We start from the raw sequence: 16071 nt of genomic DNA, 5'->3' as shown, positions 1-16071 counted from the left end.
GACCTCGCCGCCCGCTCAGAGGAAGTACGTACCGCCCGAGTCCTCGCCGGCTATCGGCCGCAGCGGCGCGCCGGAGGCCAGCCGTACCTCCTCGACGTGCTCGGCCCGGCCGATGTCGAAGGAGAACGGCCACGCCGCGAGGGCGGCCAGGTCCGGGCGCGCGTGGAGGATGCGCAAGGCGCGGTCACTGTGCGTCATGAAAGCGACCGTAGCAGCGGGGTACGACAACGCCGCCCGGCACGGAGTCCCGGTACGTCTCAGCCCGCGAGCGCCCGGTCGTACCGCTCGGCCTTCGCCTCCGCCCGCCTCCGCCCGCGCCGCCGCACGCCCCGGCGGACGCACCGCACGAGCTCCTCCCCGTAGGGCAGCGCGACGAACGTGCCCACCGCCAGGGCGATCCCGGCCAGGTACTTGCCCGGCAGGGGGCGGCGGCGTGGGACGAGCTTCCAGGCCGTCGGGTCGCCGGCGCCGCCGCGCAGCAGGGACCGCACCTGGTCGGAGTGGAGGCACATCAGGGAGGCCAGGCGGCGAACGGCAGCGACTCCAGGAAGCTGTGGATGTGCTGCTCGACGGGCTTGACGTCCCGTTCGCTGTCCACCGCCGTCCGGACGTCCCACAGCGCCGTCGCCTCGTGGCAGGCCGTCGCGCCCAGCTGCACCGAGAGCAGCAGCGGGTTGACCTCGAAGAGGAGCGTGAGGGCGACCGGGATGCCGACCTCGGTCATCATCAGCGCGTGGATCAGCGACTCCTTGGTGCCCGAGGTGTCCTCGATGCGGGTCCGCCGGTGCATCACCCAGTCGGCCACGCCCGGGATGAACCAGGAGGGCAGCAGGCCGTACATCAGATAGCGGGTGGTGGCGTTCTCCACCGCGACCTCGGACGCCAGGTCCGAGGCGAGGGACGTCTTGGCGGCCAAGGAAGACGCGGAGACCGGGGAACGCCGGGGAATCAACGGCGACTTGGCCACCAGGGACGTCTTCGAGCTCAGGGAAGCGGCGACGCCGCGCTGACGGAACATGCGCAAAGGGTCCTTCCTTGTGAAAGGGGAGCGACAAAGACAAACAAAGAAGAGGGGGCGGCCCTCACAGGACGCGGTACGGGCTCGCCTCCGCCCGGCGGAAGGCCATCCCGTGCCCGGGGGCGCCGTCGGCCCCGGGCCGGATCGTTCCGCCGGTCGGGTCCAGGGCCCCCGAGAACAGCGTCGACTCGATCCGCACGTGGTCGTGGAACCACTCCAGGTGCCGCAGGTTGGGCACGCACGCCGCCGCATGGGCGTGCGCGTGGGGCGCGCAGTGCCCCGAGATCTCCAGGCCGTGCGCCTGGGCGACCGCCGCCGCCCGCAGCCAGCCGGTCAGCCCGCCGCAGCGGGTGGCGTCCGCCTGGAGGCAGTCGACCACCCGGGCCAGCCGGCCGAAGTAGGCCGGGTCGTACCCGTACTCACCGGCGGCGACGTCGCACCGGCACTGGTCGCGGACGACCGCCAGGCCCTCCAGGTCGTCGGAGGACACCGGCTCCTCGAACCAGGCCACGCCCAGCTCGGCCAGCGCCCCGCCGACGCGTACCGCCTGCTTGCGGCTGTAGGCGCCGTTGGCGTCCACGTACAGGGCGGTCTCCGGGCCGATGGTCTCCCGCGCGTGCCGCACCCGTTCGAGGTCGCGGTGGACCTCCCGGCCCCACGACTCCCCGATCTTGATCTTGACGCGGCCGATCCCGTGCCCCCGCACCCAGGTGTCGAGCTGCATCGCCATGTGCGTGTCGTGGTACGTGGTGAAGCCGCCCGAGCCGTACACCGGCACGTCCTCCACGACCGCGCCGATCAGCCGGACCAGGGGCAGGTCGAGCAGCCGGGCCTTGAGGTCCCACAGCGCGATGTCCACCGCCGACACCGCGCACCCCAGCAGCCCCTGCCGTCCCGCGTTGCGCACGGCCCGGACCATCGCCTCGTTGGCCCCCGCGACGTCCATGGCCGCGTGCCCCACGACCAGGTCGGCCAGCAGGCCGGTGACGGCCGCGCCCGCCTCAGCGGGGGCGTACGTCCAGCCGGTGCCGGTCACCCCGTCGCAGTGCGCCTCCACGACCACGACCGTGGTGGCGTCCCAGGCGAGCGTGCCGTCGGCCTCGGGGGCGTCGGCCGGGACGGTGAACGCCGCCACGTCCAGGCCGTCGATCCGCCCACCGGGCTTGCCGTCACCGCCCATGGCCCGTCAGGACTCCTTCTTGTGCCGGTGCGGCAGGAACTCCTGGACCTTCGCCTTGATGCCCTGCCGCACCATCCCGGCCCGGTCCGTGTCGCCCTTGAGGATGGCCTTGGCCGTCGCCTCGATCTGGTCCCAGTCCGCGTGCGGCGGGATCGGCGGCACCGCCGGGTCCGTCACGAACTCCACCACCGCGGGCCCCGGCGCGGCCAGCGCCTCGCGCCACGCCGGCTCGACGTCCTCCGGCTTCTCCACCTTGATGCCGGTCAGCCCGATCGACCGGGCGAAGTCCGCGTACGGCACGTCCGGAAGCTGCTGCGACGGCAGGAACTGCGGCGATCCGCTCATCGCCCGCATCTCCCACGTCACCTGGTTGAGGTCGTGGTTGTTCCACACCCCCACCACCAGCCGCGGATCCTCCCACTCCGCCCGGTACTTGGCGATCGTGGCCAGCTCGGCCAGCCCGTTCATCTGCATCGCCCCGTCTCCCACCAGCGCCACCACCGGCCGGTCCGGGTGGGCGAACTTGGCGCCGATCGCGTACGGCACGCCGCTGCCCATGGTGGCCAGGGTGCCGGAGAGCGAACCGCGCATCGGCGGGCGCAGGCTCACGTGCCGCGCGTACCAGTTGGCCACCGAACCCGAGTCACAGGTGACGATCACGTCGGAGGGCAGCAGCGGGGACAGCGCCCGGGCCACGTACTCCGGGTTGACGGGATCGGCGCTCACCGCCGCCCGGCCCTCCATCACCTTCTTCCAGCGCGCCACGCCCCCCTCCACCTTCCGCTGCCAGTCGCGGTCGGTGGAGCGCCGCAGCAGGGGGATCAGGCGCTGGAGGGTGGCGCGCGCGTCGCCGATGAGGTTGACCTCGTACGGGTAGCGCAGTCCGGCCATGTGCGGGTCCAGCTCGATCTGCACGGCCCGCGCGGAGCCGAACTCCGGGAGGAACTGCGAGTAGGGGAAGTTGGAGCCGATGGTCAGCAGGGTGTCGCAGTCGCGCATCAGCTCGTACGACGGACGGGTGCCCAGCAGGCCGATCGAGCCCGTCACGTACGGCAGGTCGTCACTGAGTACGTCCAGGCCCAGCAGGGCCTTGGCGACGCCGGCCCCCAGTAGGTCCGCGACCTGCTCCACCTCGGCCCGGGCCCCGGCCGCGCCCTGCCCGACCAGCATCGCCGTCCGGTGCCCGGAGTTGAGCAGCTCCGCGGCCCGCTCCAGGGCCTCGTCCGACGGCGCCGCCTGCCAGTCGCTGTGGTCGAGACTGGACGGCACCATCTTGAACGCGTGCCCCGGCGCGCTGTACGGCAGTTCCTGGACGTCGGCGTGCACGATCACCGCCGTCGGCGCCCGCCGGCCGAGCGCCGTGCGTGCCGCCCGGTCCAGGACGTTCGGCAGCTGCTCCGGGACGGTGACGGTCTCCACGAAGTCCGAGGCCACGTCCTTGAACAGCGCGTGCAGGTCCACCTCCTGCTGGTACGCGCCGCCCATCGCCGTGCGCGCCGTCTGGCCCACGATCGCCAGCACCGGGACGTGGTCGAGCTTGGCGTCGTAGAGGCCGTTGAGCAGATGGATGGCGCCCGGGCCGGAGGTGGCGACGCAGACCCCCAGCCGGCCGCTGAACTTCGCGTACCCGACGGCCTCGAACGCCGCCATCTCCTCGTGCCGCGCCTGGATGAAGCGCGGCTGGTCGCCCGCCCGTTCCCAGGCGGCCAGCAGCCCGTTGATCCCGTCGCCCGGATAGCCGAAGACCCGCTCCACGCCCCATTCGCGCAGCCGGGCCAGGATGTGGTCGGAGACCTTCTCAGCCACTGTGTACCTCTCCGCTCAGTGTCCGCTCAGCCCGCCTCGTCGGCGAGCAGGGGCAGTACCTCGGTCCGGTAGAAGTCGAAGAAGCCCCGCTGGTCGGGGCCGATCTGGTTGACGTGGACCCGGTCGAAGCCGGCGTCCGCGTACGCCCGCAGCGCCGCCGCGTGCTCCTCGGGGTCGTTCCCGCAGGTCACCGCCGCGGCCACCCGGTCGGGAGTGACGAGCTCCGCCGCCTGCTCGAAGTGGGCCGGCGTCGGCAGCACCTGGTTCAGCTCGCCCGGTAGCTGCTCCGCCGCCCACAGCCGGTGCGCGGTGCGCAGCGCCTCGTCCCGGTCGGGACCCCAGCACACCTTGACTCCGCCGGACACCGGCTTGCCCGCGCCGCCGGCCCGCCGGAAGCGGTCGACCGCCGCCGCGTCCGGGCTCATGGTGATCAGCCCGTCGCCGCACCGGCCCGCCACCTCCGTGGCCGCCGGGCCGAACGCCGAGACATCGATGGGCACCGGCTCGTCCGGAAGGGTGTACAGCCGGGCGTTCTCCACGGTGTAGTGCCGTCCGGCGTGGCTGACCTGACCGCCCTCGAACAGCAGCCGCATCACCCGGACGGCCTCCTCCAGTATCTCCAGCCGGACCGCCGCCCGCGGCCACGGGCCGCCCAGGATGTGCTCGTTCAGCGCCTCGCCGCTGCCCACCCCGAGCCGGAACCGGCCGGGTCCCAGCAGGACGGCGCTGGTCGCCGCCGCGTGCGCGGTGACGACCGGGTGCATCCGTACGGTCGGGCAGGTGACGGCGGTTTCGACGGGCAGGGAGACCGCCTTCGCCAGCGCACCGATCACCGACCAGACGAACGGGCTGTGCCCCTGCTCGCCGGTCCACGGATGGAAGTGGTCGGAGATCCACAACGAGGTGAACCCGGCGTCCTCGGCCATCCGGGCCTGTTCGACGAGGTCCGCGGGGGAGTGCTCCTCGCAGGACAGGAAGTAGCCGTACGTGGGGGCCATCGGAGCGGACACTCCCTCCTCGTCCGGGACCGGCATGCTCAGACCGGACGGGTAACCCGGCGGTGCCGTGCCGAAACCTCGCCACCGGTGGCGGGTGCGGCCACCCGGTGGCGAAGAATCGCCCCCCATGACCCATCACGACGAGCTGCCTCCGGCCGGCGGGAACGTCAGCGGGGGCGTCGTCCGCGTCGGCGACACCGTCCGCCGCCCCGCCGGCCCCTGGACCCCCGCCGTCCACGCCCTCCTCACCCATCTGCACGCGGCCGGCTTCACCGCCGCGCCGCGCCCGCTCGGCATCGACGACCAGGGCCGCGAGGTCCTCACGTACATGCCGGGCAACGTCGTCTGGCCCGACCGGTTCGCCCTCCTCGACCCCGAGGCGCGGCCGGCCCGGGTGGGACGGACCGTCCGCGCGTTCCACGACGCCGTCCGGGACTTCACCCCGCCGCCGGACGCCCGCCGGCGGGCCCTCGTCCCCGCCGACGGCGCCGAGATCATCGCCCACCACGACCTGGCCCCCTGGAACCTGGTGACCGACGGCGACGCCGGCTGGGCCTTCATCGACGCGGACACCGCCGCGCCCGGCACCCGCCTCGGGGACCTCGCCTACGCCGCGCACGGCTTCGTCCCGCTCTCGGCCCGGCCCGGGGTCCGGCGCGCCGACGCCGACGCGGCCCGCCGGCTGCGCGTCCTCGTGGACGCCTACGGCCTCGACGAGCCGGACCGCCGCCGCCTGGTCCCCCTTCTGGCCCTGCGCGCCCGGGCGATGCACGCCTTCCTGCGCGACCGCGCCGCCCTCGGCGAACAGCCCTGGACCCGGATGTGGGCCGAGGGGCACGGTGACGTCTGGCGCACCGACGCGGAGTACACGGAGCGGCGCGCGGCGGAGTGGGAGCGGGCGCTGCTGGACGGGTGAGCTGCGGCGCGACGGGTCGTGGAGCGGCGGGACGCGGCATTCCCCCGGCCCGCGCGCCTCGCTAGCATCCCGGACACCCCGCCCACGCCCCGGCCGCCGCGGCCTCGGCCCGCACCCACGGGAGCCCCGCGATGACGTCACCGCTCCGGCCGCTGCCTGCCGCCGCCCTCCTCGCCCCCGTCCTCCTCTCCCTCCTGGCCCCACCGGCCGCGGCGCGGGCAAAGGACCCCGTTCCGCCGGTCGCCGGCGGGGAGGAGCGCCACCACGCCGGATCGAGCCTGCCGGAGCCGGCGCTGAGACCGGCGCCCCAGGCGCGGACCGCGGTGCGGGGGCTCGACGTGAGCGCGTACCAGGGGGACGTGGACTGGCCCGCCGCCGTCGCGGCGGGCGCCTCCTTCGCCTATGTGAAGGCGACCGAGGGACTGACCTACCGCAACGCGTTCTTCACCCGGCAGTACGACGGCGCCGCCGACGCCGGACTGGTGCGCGGCGCCTACCACTTCGCCCGGCCCGACTCCTCGGACGGCGCCGCCCAGGCCGACGCCTTCCTCGCCGCCGGCGGGGGCTGGCAGGCCGACGGGCGGACGCTGCCCGGTGCACTCGACATCGAGGGCTACCCCGACGCCGGCGTCCCCGCCTGCTACGGGCTGAAACCGGCCGCCGTGACCGCCTGGATCCACGCCTTCGCCGACCGGTACCGGGAGCGGACCGGCCGCTACCCGGCCCTCTACACCAACGTCTCCTGGTGGTCCCGGTGCACCGGAGGTTCCCGGGAGTTCGGCACCACGCTCCCGCTGTGGGTCGCCAACCACAACGGCACCGCCCACCCGCTGCCCGCCGGCTGGTCCACGTACGCGATCTGGCAGACCTCGGACCGCGGCCCGTTCCCCGGCGACCAGGACGTCTTCAACGGGTCGCTCCAGGACCTCCGTTCCTTCGCCGACGGCACCTACACCCCGCCCCCGACGGCCGGCTGGCCGCTGCTCGCCCAGGGACAGCGCGGCCCGCAGGTCACCGCGGCCCAGTACCTGCTCAACGCCCCGGGGCGCCACCCTGGACCCGGACGGCGCGTTCGGCCCCGCCACCCGGGACGCCGTCAGCGCCTTCCAGCGCTCGGCCGGCCTGGCCGCCGACGGCATCATCGGCCCGGACACCTGGCAGGCCCTCATCCAGACCGTCCGCACCGGCTCCACCGGCCCCGCCGTCGAGGCGGCCCAGCACCTCCTCGTCGCGCACGGCTCGGCCCTCGACGTCGACGGCGTCTTCGGAACGGGCACCCGCGACGCGGTCGCCGCCTACCAGACGGCATGGCACCTGGACGCCGACGGCGTGGTGGGGCCGACGACGTGGCAGGCCCTGCTGTCGTGAGGCGGACCGCCGGGGGCGGGGCGGATGGTGGGCCAAGCGGGCGGCATCCGGCCTGCTCCGAGCTCGGCGCCATGGTGCGCGGCCGGCGCCGGTGGCGGGCCGTCGGGTGTGCCGTGCCCAGGGGCGGGACGTGTCACGGGCCGGGTCCACGGCTCAGGGGCGTCGCGGTCGTCCGAGGTGCCCATGGAGCGTCAGCAGGCGAGTCCGGTGAGGCGGGTCGCGGCACGTCCGGCACGGGCGTGCCGGCGCGGGACCCCCTCGACCCGCAGCCGGCCGAACCGGGTCGCGTGGCGGGGTCGGACCGATGGCCGCCGGCCGCCGTGGTCCGTGAGGACTACGTCCAAGGCCGCAGCCCGCCCGGGCGCCGGGCCTCATCCGCGGACGCGGGACGACGGCATAGCGTGCTGCCCGGGGCCCGACCGTCCGCGCAGGGAGAGCAGGGAGAGAACATGAACACCGCCGCACCGGTATCGCTGGTCACGGGGGCCAATCGGGGAATCGGCCGGGAGACGGCGCGTCAGCTCGCCGCGCTCGGGCACACCGTCCTGCTGTGCGCCCGCCGCCGGGAGGACGCCGAGCGGGCCGTCGCCGACCTGGCCCCCGGAGTACCCGGCACGCTGCTGCCCCGCCGGCTCGACGTGAACGACGCCGACGGCGTCCGTGGCCTCGCCCGCGGCGTGGAGGAGGAGTTCGGGCACCTCGACGTCCTCGTCAACAACGCCGCCGTCAACTACGACACCGCCCGGCACGCCGCCTCCGTCGACCTCGACGAGGTCCGGCGCACCCTGGAGACCAACCTCTTCGGCGCCTGGCACACCGCGCAGGCGTTCCTGCCGCTGCTGCGCCGCTCGGCCCACCCCCGCCTGGTGAACGTCTCCAGCGAATCCGGATCCCTGGAGCACATGTCCGGGGGAACACCGGCCTACGGAATCTCGAAGGCGGCTCTCAACGCCCTCACCCGCAAGCTCGCCGACGAACTGCGGGCCGAGCGGGTCCTGGTCAACGCCGTCTGTCCGGGCTGGATCGCCACCGACATGGGCGGCCCGGGCGGCGCGCCCGTCGAGCGGGGCGCCGCCAGTGTCGTCTGGGCCGCCACCCTGCCCGATTCCGGTCCCACCGGCGGCTTCTTCCGGCACGGTGAACCCCTGCCCTGGTAGGCGGCCTTGACCCGGCCGACGCTCGTGCCCGGCGGTGAGCCGTCAGGTCCGGCCGGGCGGGCGCCGTGGCACCCGGAGAGGTGACGGGGGCGAGGGTCGGCGGGGAAGCCCTCCGGGCTCGCCGGGGTCCGTCCCGCGCCGCGGTCAGCCCTCCGCCCCGCCGCCCGCCGGCGCTTGTCGGAACCAGCGCAGGACCGCCACCGCCCCCGTCGCCGCCAGGGCCGCGCCGCCGGTGAGGGCGGTGCGGAGGTGGCCGGTGGTGACGCCGTCGTGGAAGGCCAGGCCCGCCAGCGCCGTGCCGCAGGCCGCGCCGGTGAGGCGGCCGAAGGAGAGGTGGGAGGAGGCGCGGCCGTGCAGGCCCCGGGGGACGGAGTTGAGGGCCGCCCGGGACGTCGAGGGGAACAGCAGCCCGAGGCCCGCGCCGAGGAGGACGCCGCCGGGGAGCAGCCAGAGGCCGTGCGGCGCGGTGCCGGGCACGGCGTACGCGGCGCAGGCCGCCGCGCAGGCGAGGAAGCCGGCGGCGGCCGGGAGCCGTTCGCCGTACCGGTCGGTGAGCCGGCCGGCCACCGGCCCCGCCGCGCCGATGCACACGGCGACCACCATCGGGGCGAGCGCCGCCCGCAGGACGCCGTAGCCCGCCGCGTGCTGGAGGTACTGTTCGACGAGGTAGAACGAGCCGATCATCACCGCGAAGGTGAGGGCGGCCACGGCGGACGCGCCGCGTACCGCGCCCATCGACGGCCGCCCGCCCGGGAGCGCCGGCCCCGGCTCCGGCGCCCCGGAGCCCGGTACCACCGCCCCCGGCACCGGCGGCTGCCCCGACTCCGCCGCCCCCGCCGCCGGTCGGCGGGCCTCCGCCGGGAGCCGCGCCCAGCGCAGGACGCACACCGCGGGCGCGAGGCCCAGCGGAAGCAGCGCCCACCAGTTGGCGCGCCACCCCCACACCTCCGTGAGCACCCCGCCCAGCAGCGGACCCACCAGGTTGGACAGCCCCGAGGCCGCGCCCCAGATCCCCAGCGCGGTGCCCCGCCGCTCCGCCGGGAAGCCCGACACCGCCCCGGCCAGCGCCGCCGGGCTCGCCAGCCCGGCGCCCGCGCCCTGGAGCACCCGCGAGCCGACGAGCACCCCGAACGATCCCGCGAGGGCGCCCGTCAGGGTGCCCGCGCAGAACACCGCCAGCCCGGCCAGGGCCACCGTCCCGGGACCGAACCGGTCCACCAGCCGTCCGCCCGGGAACAACCCCACGGCGTACACCGCGAAGTACGTGGTCATCAGCCACGCGGCGGTGCCCGCGGAGACGTCGAACGCCGAGCCGACGGACGGCAGCGCGACGGCGACGATCGTCCCGTCGGCCTGGAGCAGCGCGGCGATGGCGGTGTAGACGGCGAGCCGGGTCCAGGCGGTGCGCGGCACGGCGGGGCGTCGCACACCGGCGCCCGCCGCGCCTGCGGTATCGGTCATGCCGGGTCAACTCCCTTGTCAGTCGGCCGGATCCGGAACCACCGTCGTCGCCGTGCGCCGCGCGGGCCACCACGCCTTCTCGCCCAGCAGCCAGGTGACCGCCGGCACCAGCACCACCCGCACCAGGACGGTGTCGAGCAGCACGCCCAGCGCCACCGTGAAGCCGAGCTGGAAGAGCATCACCAGCGGCAGGATCATCAGGATCGAGAAGGTGCCCGCCAGCACCAGACCCGCGCTGGTGATCACCGATCCGGTGCTGAGCAGGGCGGTGCGCACGGCGGTGCGGGTGTCGTGGGCGCGGGCGTCCTCCCGGACCCGCGCCATGAGGAAGATGTTGTAGTCGACGCCCAGCGCGACCAGGAAGAGGAACGCGAACGTCGGCATCACGGGGTTGACCCCGTGCTGCCCCAGCAGGTCGCGGAAGACGTACATCGAGATCCCGAGCGCCCCGAAGAACGACACCACCACCGTGGCGATCAGGTACAGCGGCGCCACCACCGCCCGCAGCAGCACCACCAGCACCAGCATGATGATGGCCAGGATCAGCGGCACCAGGATCCGCAGGTCGCGGTCGGCGGCGTGCTTGGTGTCGAGCTGTACGGCCGGGTCGCCGCCCACCACCGCCCGTACCCCGGAAGGGAGTCCGGAGGACAGCGCGTGCCGGACGTCGGCGACGCGGTCGAGCCCCTTCGCGTCGTACGGGTCGGTGTCGAGGACGACCTGGAGCCGGCCCGCCCGGCCGTCCTCCGACCGGACGGGCTGGGGCGCGACGGACGCGATGTCCGGCACCGAGCGCACCCGGGCGGCGGTTCCGGCGAGGTCGGCGCCGGACAGCGGGCCGTCGGCGCGCTCCACGACGACCGTCAGGGGCGCGGCGGTTCCGGCGGGGAAGGCGTCGGAGAGGGTCCGGTAGCCGTCGGCGGACGAGGTCGGCTCGCGGAAGGCGTGCAGCAGGCTCATGTCGTCGACGGACCGGGTCAGTCCGGTCGCGCCGGCGGCGAAGAACAGCAGCGTCGCGGCCGTCGCCCACCACGGCCGGCGGAACACCGCCCGCGCCGTGCGCTCCCAGGTGCGGCCCACCGCCCCGGCGTTCCGCGGGCGATCGCCGGCGGCCCGGGCGCGGCGCAGCAGGGCGCGCGGGCCGATCAGCGCCAGCAGCGCGGGCATCAGCGTGAACGTGGAGAGCAGCACGCTCGCCGTGCCGATGATGCCGACCGGGCCGAGCACCCGGGTGGAGCCGAGGTCGGCGGCGAAGAGGGCGGACAGCGAGGCCATCACCGTCAGGCCGCTGAAGAAGACCGTGGGCCACACCCGTCGCACGGCGCGGCGCAGGGCGGGCCAGGCGGCGGACGGGTCCGCCGCGAGCTCCTCCTGGTAACGGGCCGTCATCAGCAGGCAGTAGTCGGTGCCGGCGCCGAACATCAGGATCAGCATCAGCGACGTCGCCTGGCTGTTGATGAGCAGCCCGGCGTGCGCGGCCAGCGCGTAGACGACGCCGGCGGCCAGGACGTAGGCGAAGCTCACCACGACGAGCGGGATGAACGCCAGCAGCGGGGAGCGGTAGACGATCAGCAGGAGGACGAGCACCAGGACCGCCGTCGCCGCCAGAAGCCGGAAGTCGACGTCGCTGAAGATGGCGATGGCGTCCGCGCTGATCCCGGCCGGTCCGGTGACGTCCGTCGTCACGCCCGACGGCGGGTGGAGGGCGTCGCGCAGCGCGTCCACGGTCTCGCGGACTTTCTTGCCGCCGGTCGCGGTGACCGGGACGACCGTCACGGCCACCGAGCCGTCCGCCGAGACCAGCCCGGGCACGGGCCGGCCGTCGGCGGTGAAGGGGGCGACGGGCGGCTGGGTGCCGGGGACGGTACGCAGCCGCGCGGCCTCGGCGACCACCGCGCCGCGGTCGGCGGCGGTCAGCCCGCCGGGGCGGCGCTGGACCACCAGGGCCGGGCGGGTGTCGCCGTCGGGAAAGCGGTCCTTGAGGAACCGCGACACCTCGGCGGACGGCGCCGAGTCGGGCAGGAAGGCGGCGGCGTTGTTGCTCGTTACGCTCTGCAGCTTGCCCTGGAACGGGCTGAGCAGGCCGGCCAGCAGCAGCCAGCCGGCCACCACCAGCCAGAGGAGCAGGCGCGGCCGGGCGACGGAGGAGGGGGGTGCCGGTGGCGCGGTGTTCCGGTTGGGCTTGCTCCTCCGACGCCCGGCCTTCGCTTCGCTACGCACTGCATCACCGCATTCGGGGTCTAATCTGGCCCTCGGCTCCGGGGCCTCAACAGTCCCGCCAGATAGTAGACCAAGCGCCAAGGCTTAGACACCTTGTCCAAGGAGTGTGAGTGGACACCGAACGACCCGATGCGGCGGCCGGCCGTTCCGGTTCCGGATGGAACCGGATGGTCGCCCTGCACAAAGAACAACTGCGCGCCGCCATCGGGGAGGCCGCGGTGGAGATCGCGGCCGAGCAGGGCCTGGCCGGCACCACCATGTCGAAGATCGCGGAACGGGCCGGCGTCTCCCGGGCCACCGCCTACAACTACTTCAAGGACGTCGAGCACGTCCTGCTGTCGGTGGTGAGCGACGAGGTCGACCGGTTCTACGGGCGGCTGCGTGAGCGCCTGGACGGCGTCCACGGCCCCCGGGCCCGGCTGGAGGCGTTCCTGACCGCGCACCTGGAGTACTTCGCGCAGCCCGAACGCCGGTCCGGAGCCCTGCAGTTGCAGGCGCTCGGCATCAGCCCCACCATACGGGAGCGGATGGCCGCCCACACCGACCGGCTCCGCGCCCTCCTCTCCGAGGTGCTGGAGAACGGCCGGGCCGAGGGCGTCTTCGACGAGCGCGTCAGCCCCGGCCGGCACGCCGAACTCCTGATGCACCTCCTGTCGGCCGCCCGCGGCCAGGTGCTCAGGGGCGACGTGCCGGTCACGACGCTCGCAGCCGACCTGCTGCTGCTCGTCGAGTCCGGGCTGTGTCAGGACGGCTCCTCCGGGGCCGCCGGGCGGGGGCGCGCGTAGCGGAAGACGCAGACGTGGTGCCCGTCCGTCTGCCGGCGCAGGCTCCCGGCGGACATCTCGGGGAAGGCCCGCCGGGTCGCCTCGAAGTCCAGCTCGCAGAGGACGGGCCGCGGCTCGCTCAGCCCGAGGTCCTCGGCCGCGGTCAGGCACATGCAGGTGCGGCACACCTCCATGACCACGTCCTCGTCGTCCGTCGAGACGTCGATCGCCTCCTCCAGGAAGCCCATGGCCGCGAACCGGGGGAGGGCCTTGCCGAACCCCTCGGCCAGCGAACACCCCGCGATCAGCGGCCCCATCCGGGCCGCCTGGCGCTCGGGATACCCGTCGAGCAGTACCTCCCGCGCCTCCTCCGGCCCGCGCTCCGCCTCCAGTTCGAGGTAGCGGCGCAGGCGGTCGCCGAGCATCCGGCGCGTCTGCGCCCGCTTGTCGGTACCGTCACCGCCCCCGGCGGCCGGGCCGGCCGGTGCCGAGGGGGCCTGGGTCGTGTCGGTCACGCTGCTTCTCCTCGTGTCGGGGGAGGGGTGGGTGGGGGCGTGGTGCGGGCGGGACCGCCGTCGGCGCCGCGCGCAGCGCGGTCAGTACCTCCGACGCCGCCCGCCGCGCGTCGCGGACGCACTCGTTGACCGCGACGCCGTGGTACGCGCTGCCGGCCAGATGCAGGCCGGACACGCCGGCGACGGCGTCCAGCAGCGCGCGCACCCGCGCGCCGTGGCCCGGCGCGTACTGCGGGATCGCCTCGGGCCAGACGTGGTCGTGCCGGAACTCCGGCCCCGCCGCCGGGCCGAACAGCGCGGTGACGTCGCGGTGCACCGCGGCCACCGCCTCGTCCGGGTCCAGGTCCGCGAAGCCGGGGTCCTCGGCGCCGCCCGCGAAGGCGCGCAGCAGGACGCCGTCCGGCGGGGCGCAGTCGGGGAAGACGACGGACGCGTGGACGACGCCGAGGATCCGCGTGGGCTCCGGCGGCACCGTCAGGTAACCGAAGCCGCGCGGCAGGACGGCCAGGTCGCGCCGCCGGTAGCCGACGGACACCACGCGCACCGGCGCGTACCGCAGCCCCGCCAACGTCCCGGCGGCGCGCGGCAGATGCGGCGCCAGCAGCCGCGCGGCGGCGGGGGCGGGCACGGTGACGACGACATGGTCGGCACGGACCGGCTCGTGGGCCGCCGTCTCCGCCAGCCAGCCGCCGTCCGGCCCGGGTGCGGGCCGCAGGGCGGTCACCGCCCGGCCCGTCCGCAGCCGTTCGCCGAGCCGTCGCGTCAGGGCGTCCACCAGCACCCGCATGCCGCCGTCGGCGAAGCCGGTCAGCCGCGGGGGCGGGCCCGCGCGGCCGGCGGCGCGGAGCAGCCGGCCGCGCAGGGCGGCCAGCAGCAGGCTGCCGCGGTCGCGTTCGAGCGCCCTGATCCGCGGGAAGGCCGCGTCCAGGCTGGTCGTCCAGGGGTCGCCGGAGGTGACGCCGTGTACCAGCGGCGCCGCCAGCAGGGCGGCGGCCCGGGGCCCGAACCGCCGGGTGAGGAAGGCGTGCACGGTCTCCTCGCCGTCCGCCCGGCGGACCAGCGGCTCGGCCAGGACGCGGGCCTTCGCCGCGGGACTGAGCAGCGGGCTGGCGGCGAAGGAGGCGGCGCCGAGCGGCAGCGGCAGCAGCCGGCCGCCGCGCAGCAGGAACCGCTCGCGGGCGGCGTCCGCGGCCGGCCGCAGCCGGGCGCCGAGCCCCAGCGAGTCGGCCAGGGTGCGGGTGTCGGCGCCGTTGTCGAGGAAGCCATTGGGGCCCAGGTCGACGGTGTAGCCGTCCGCGCGGTGGCGGGCGATCTTCCCGCCGGCGACGGGCTCCGCCTCCAGGACCGTCACCTCCGCGCCGGGGAGCGCGGAAAGCAGCTCGAAGGCGACGGTCAGCCCGGTGACCCCGGCGCCGACGACGGCGACGCGCGGGCGTCCCCCGGTCACGGCGCCGCGCCGGGGGCGGAAGCCCGCCCGTTCCTGTCCGGATCGCGCTCGACCGGATCGCGCTCGACCGGATTGAGGATCTCCCGGCACGCCGGATCCGCGCACCCCGCGCAGCGCAGCCCGAACTGCGGTCCGCAGGGGGCCCCGGCGGCCAGGTGGTCGGCGACCACCTGGGCCATGGCGTCCAGGAAGAGCGGGTCGTCATTGGGCGCCGGCGCCCGCCGGAATCGCGTGACACCGGCCTCCTCCGCGGCCTCCGCGAACTCGACGTCTATTTCCGACAGCGTATCCAGATGGTCGGTGGTGAAAATGATTCCCACTATCAGGATATTGCGCCGTCCCTGTTTTCCGAGGGATCGAATGACGGATTCCGTGTTGGGTCCCTGCCATGTCACCGGGCCGACATCGGCCTGAAAGCACAGCACATGCTCCTGGCGGTCGCCGAGCTCCCGCATCACATCGCGAACGGTTCCCGCCACTTCCTGAAGATAAGGGTCCCCTTTGTTGATCACGCGTTGCGGAAGCGAGTGCGCGCTGAACAGCACCACGACGTCGTCCCGCTCCGATCCCGGGAATTCGGCCAGCCCTTCGCGCACCTTCGCCGCCATGGCCTGCACATACGCCGGATGCGTCGACCACCGGTCGACGACGCTCCACCGGAAGGCGGCGTCCAGCCGCAGCCGCCGGGCGGACGCCCACAGCTCGTGCAGGCTGGAACCGGTGGTCGAGCACGAGTACTGCGGGTACTGCGGGAACGCCACGACGCGCCGCACCCCGTCCGCCGCCATCCGGCGGAGCGCCTGCGCACTGCTCGGCTCGGTGTAGCGGAAGGCCAGGTAGAAGCGGTGCGGCGCGGTCTGCGGACTGAGTACGTCGAGCCGCTTGACCAGCCCCTCACCCTGACGGACCGTCCAGTCGTACAGCGGGGAGCCGCCGCCGATGCCGGCGTAGACCTTCTCCAGCCGAGGGGTGCGCAACCGGGCGATCAGCGGGCCCAGAGCGGACTGCGCGGGGAGCTGGATGATCTCCCGGTCGCTGAACAGGGAGTGCAGAAAAGGGCCGACCTCGCGCAGCGTACGGGGTCCGCCCAGGTTCATCAGGACGACGCCGGTAGGGCTCGGATTCTCATGTTCCATATATCGTCCACCCCCAATCAAGGGGCGATCCTAGACTCGCCCTTGACACTCAAACAAGGCCCCTAACAGACTGGCCGAGGCATGA

13 protein-coding genes and 2 pseudogenes are annotated in these 16071 nt (G+C 74.7%); 5 read left to right on the top strand and 10 right to left on the bottom strand.

Annotation, left to right across the window (positions count from 1 at the left end; genetic code table 11):
* Window positions 1-15: 15 nt before the first annotated feature.
* The 5 genes and pseudogenes from ACH4PU_RS14455 to ACH4PU_RS14435 form a co-directional block, all read right to left on the bottom strand.
* Window positions 16-198, bottom strand: a complete 183-nt coding sequence (locus tag ACH4PU_RS14455) for a hypothetical protein (RefSeq protein ID WP_398271225.1) — start codon at window positions 196-198, stop codon at window positions 16-18.
* A gap of 59 nt (window positions 199-257) precedes the next feature.
* Window positions 258-841 (bottom strand): annotated as a pseudogene (locus ACH4PU_RS14450) (diguanylate cyclase).
* Between the two features lie 241 nt (window positions 842-1082).
* Window positions 1083-2198, bottom strand: a complete 1116-nt coding sequence (locus ACH4PU_RS14445; RefSeq protein WP_398271223.1) for an enolase C-terminal domain-like protein — start codon at window positions 2196-2198, stop codon at window positions 1083-1085.
* A gap of 6 nt (window positions 2199-2204) precedes the next feature.
* Entirely contained in the window at window positions 2205-4004 is a 1800-nt protein-coding gene (locus ACH4PU_RS14440; protein WP_398271221.1) for a thiamine pyrophosphate-requiring protein, read from the bottom strand.
* 26 nt (window positions 4005-4030) lie between these two features.
* Entirely contained in the window at window positions 4031-5002 is a 972-nt protein-coding gene (locus tag ACH4PU_RS14435; protein ID WP_398271219.1) for a TIGR03557 family F420-dependent LLM class oxidoreductase, read from the bottom strand.
* A gap of 127 nt (window positions 5003-5129) precedes the next feature.
* Between ACH4PU_RS14435 and ACH4PU_RS14430 the strand changes: the two genes are divergently transcribed.
* The 4 genes and pseudogenes from ACH4PU_RS14430 (at window position 5130) to ACH4PU_RS14415 (ending at window position 8443) form a co-directional block, all read left to right on the top strand.
* The gene (locus ACH4PU_RS14430) at window positions 5130-5918 is read left to right on the top strand and encodes a phosphotransferase (protein WP_398271217.1); all 789 of its coding nucleotides are present in this window, start codon (window positions 5130-5132) and stop codon (window positions 5916-5918) included.
* A gap of 131 nt (window positions 5919-6049) precedes the next feature.
* Window positions 6050-6799, top strand: a pseudogene (locus ACH4PU_RS14425) (GH25 family lysozyme); the annotation flags it as partial.
* Window positions 6800-6971: 172 nt separating this feature from the next.
* Window positions 6972-7286, top strand: a complete 315-nt coding sequence (locus ACH4PU_RS14420; protein ID WP_398271558.1) for a peptidoglycan-binding protein — start codon at window positions 6972-6974, stop codon at window positions 7284-7286.
* 449 nt (window positions 7287-7735) lie between these two features.
* Complete coding sequence (locus tag ACH4PU_RS14415) at window positions 7736-8443, top strand: SDR family oxidoreductase (RefSeq protein WP_398271556.1); 708 nt, start codon at window positions 7736-7738, stop codon at window positions 8441-8443.
* A gap of 144 nt (window positions 8444-8587) precedes the next feature.
* Here the strand turns inward: ACH4PU_RS14415 and ACH4PU_RS14410 are convergent, their stop codons facing one another.
* Together ACH4PU_RS14410 and ACH4PU_RS14405 are read right to left on the bottom strand one after the other, a co-directional pair.
* The gene (locus ACH4PU_RS14410) at window positions 8588-9904 is read right to left on the bottom strand and encodes an MFS transporter (protein WP_398271216.1); all 1317 of its coding nucleotides are present in this window, start codon (window positions 9902-9904) and stop codon (window positions 8588-8590) included.
* Window positions 9905-9922: 18 nt separating this feature from the next.
* The gene (locus tag ACH4PU_RS14405; RefSeq protein WP_398271214.1) at window positions 9923-12124 is read right to left on the bottom strand and encodes an MMPL family transporter; all 2202 of its coding nucleotides are present in this window, start codon (window positions 12122-12124) and stop codon (window positions 9923-9925) included.
* 110 nt (window positions 12125-12234) lie between these two features.
* Between ACH4PU_RS14405 and ACH4PU_RS14400 the strand changes: the two genes are divergently transcribed.
* Window positions 12235-12909: a TetR/AcrR family transcriptional regulator gene (locus tag ACH4PU_RS14400; RefSeq protein WP_398271212.1), complete on the top strand. Its 675-nt coding sequence runs from the start codon at window positions 12235-12237 to the stop codon at window positions 12907-12909.
* Here ACH4PU_RS14400 and ACH4PU_RS14395 read toward each other — a convergent pair.
* The 3 genes from ACH4PU_RS14395 to hemH are packed head-to-tail and all read right to left on the bottom strand — an operon-like array spanning window position 12867 to window position 15986.
* Complete coding sequence (locus ACH4PU_RS14395; protein ID WP_398271210.1) at window positions 12867-13403, bottom strand: L-2-amino-thiazoline-4-carboxylic acid hydrolase; 537 nt, start codon at window positions 13401-13403, stop codon at window positions 12867-12869. The genes ACH4PU_RS14400 and ACH4PU_RS14395 overlap by 43 nt on opposite strands.
* Window positions 13345-14850 (bottom strand): protoporphyrinogen oxidase, encoded by a 1506-nt coding sequence (gene hemG, locus ACH4PU_RS14390; protein WP_398271208.1) that lies wholly within the window; start codon window positions 14848-14850, stop codon window positions 13345-13347. The genes ACH4PU_RS14395 and hemG overlap by 59 nt, the downstream gene beginning before the upstream one ends.
* A complete protein-coding gene (gene hemH / locus ACH4PU_RS14385; protein ID WP_398271206.1) occupies window positions 14847-15986 on the bottom strand; it encodes a ferrochelatase in 1140 nt (379 codons plus the stop codon). Before hemH ends, hemG begins: the two co-directional genes overlap by 4 nt.
* Window positions 15987-16071 lie beyond the last annotated feature (85 nt).

The organism is Streptomyces sp. NPDC021100 (genome assembly GCF_044333095.1).
Lineage (GTDB): Bacteria > Actinomycetota > Actinomycetes > Streptomycetales > Streptomycetaceae > Streptomyces.
This window is presented reverse-complemented; position numbering and strand designations above follow the sequence as displayed.

Bases quoted from the DNA above. Each gene is read 5' to 3' on its own strand.
- ACH4PU_RS14445 (WP_398271223.1), bottom strand. From the start codon at position 2,198: ATGGGCGGTGACGGCAAGCCCGGTGGGCGGATCGACGGCCTGGACGTG.
- ACH4PU_RS14410 (WP_398271216.1), bottom strand. From the start codon at position 9,904: ATGACCGATACCGCAGGCGCGGCGGGCGCCGGTGTGCGACGCCCCGCC.
- ACH4PU_RS14435 (WP_398271219.1), bottom strand. From the start codon at position 5,002: ATGGCCCCCACGTACGGCTACTTCCTGTCCTGCGAGGAGCACTCCCCC.
- ACH4PU_RS14430 (WP_398271217.1), top strand. From the start codon at position 5,130: ATGACCCATCACGACGAGCTGCCTCCGGCCGGCGGGAACGTCAGCGGG.
- ACH4PU_RS14455 (WP_398271225.1), bottom strand. From the start codon at position 198: ATGACGCACAGTGACCGCGCCTTGCGCATCCTCCACGCGCGCCCGGAC.
- ACH4PU_RS14415 (WP_398271556.1), top strand. From the start codon at position 7,736: ATGAACACCGCCGCACCGGTATCGCTGGTCACGGGGGCCAATCGGGGA.
- hemH (WP_398271206.1), bottom strand. From the start codon at position 15,986: ATGGAACATGAGAATCCGAGCCCTACCGGCGTCGTCCTGATGAACCTG.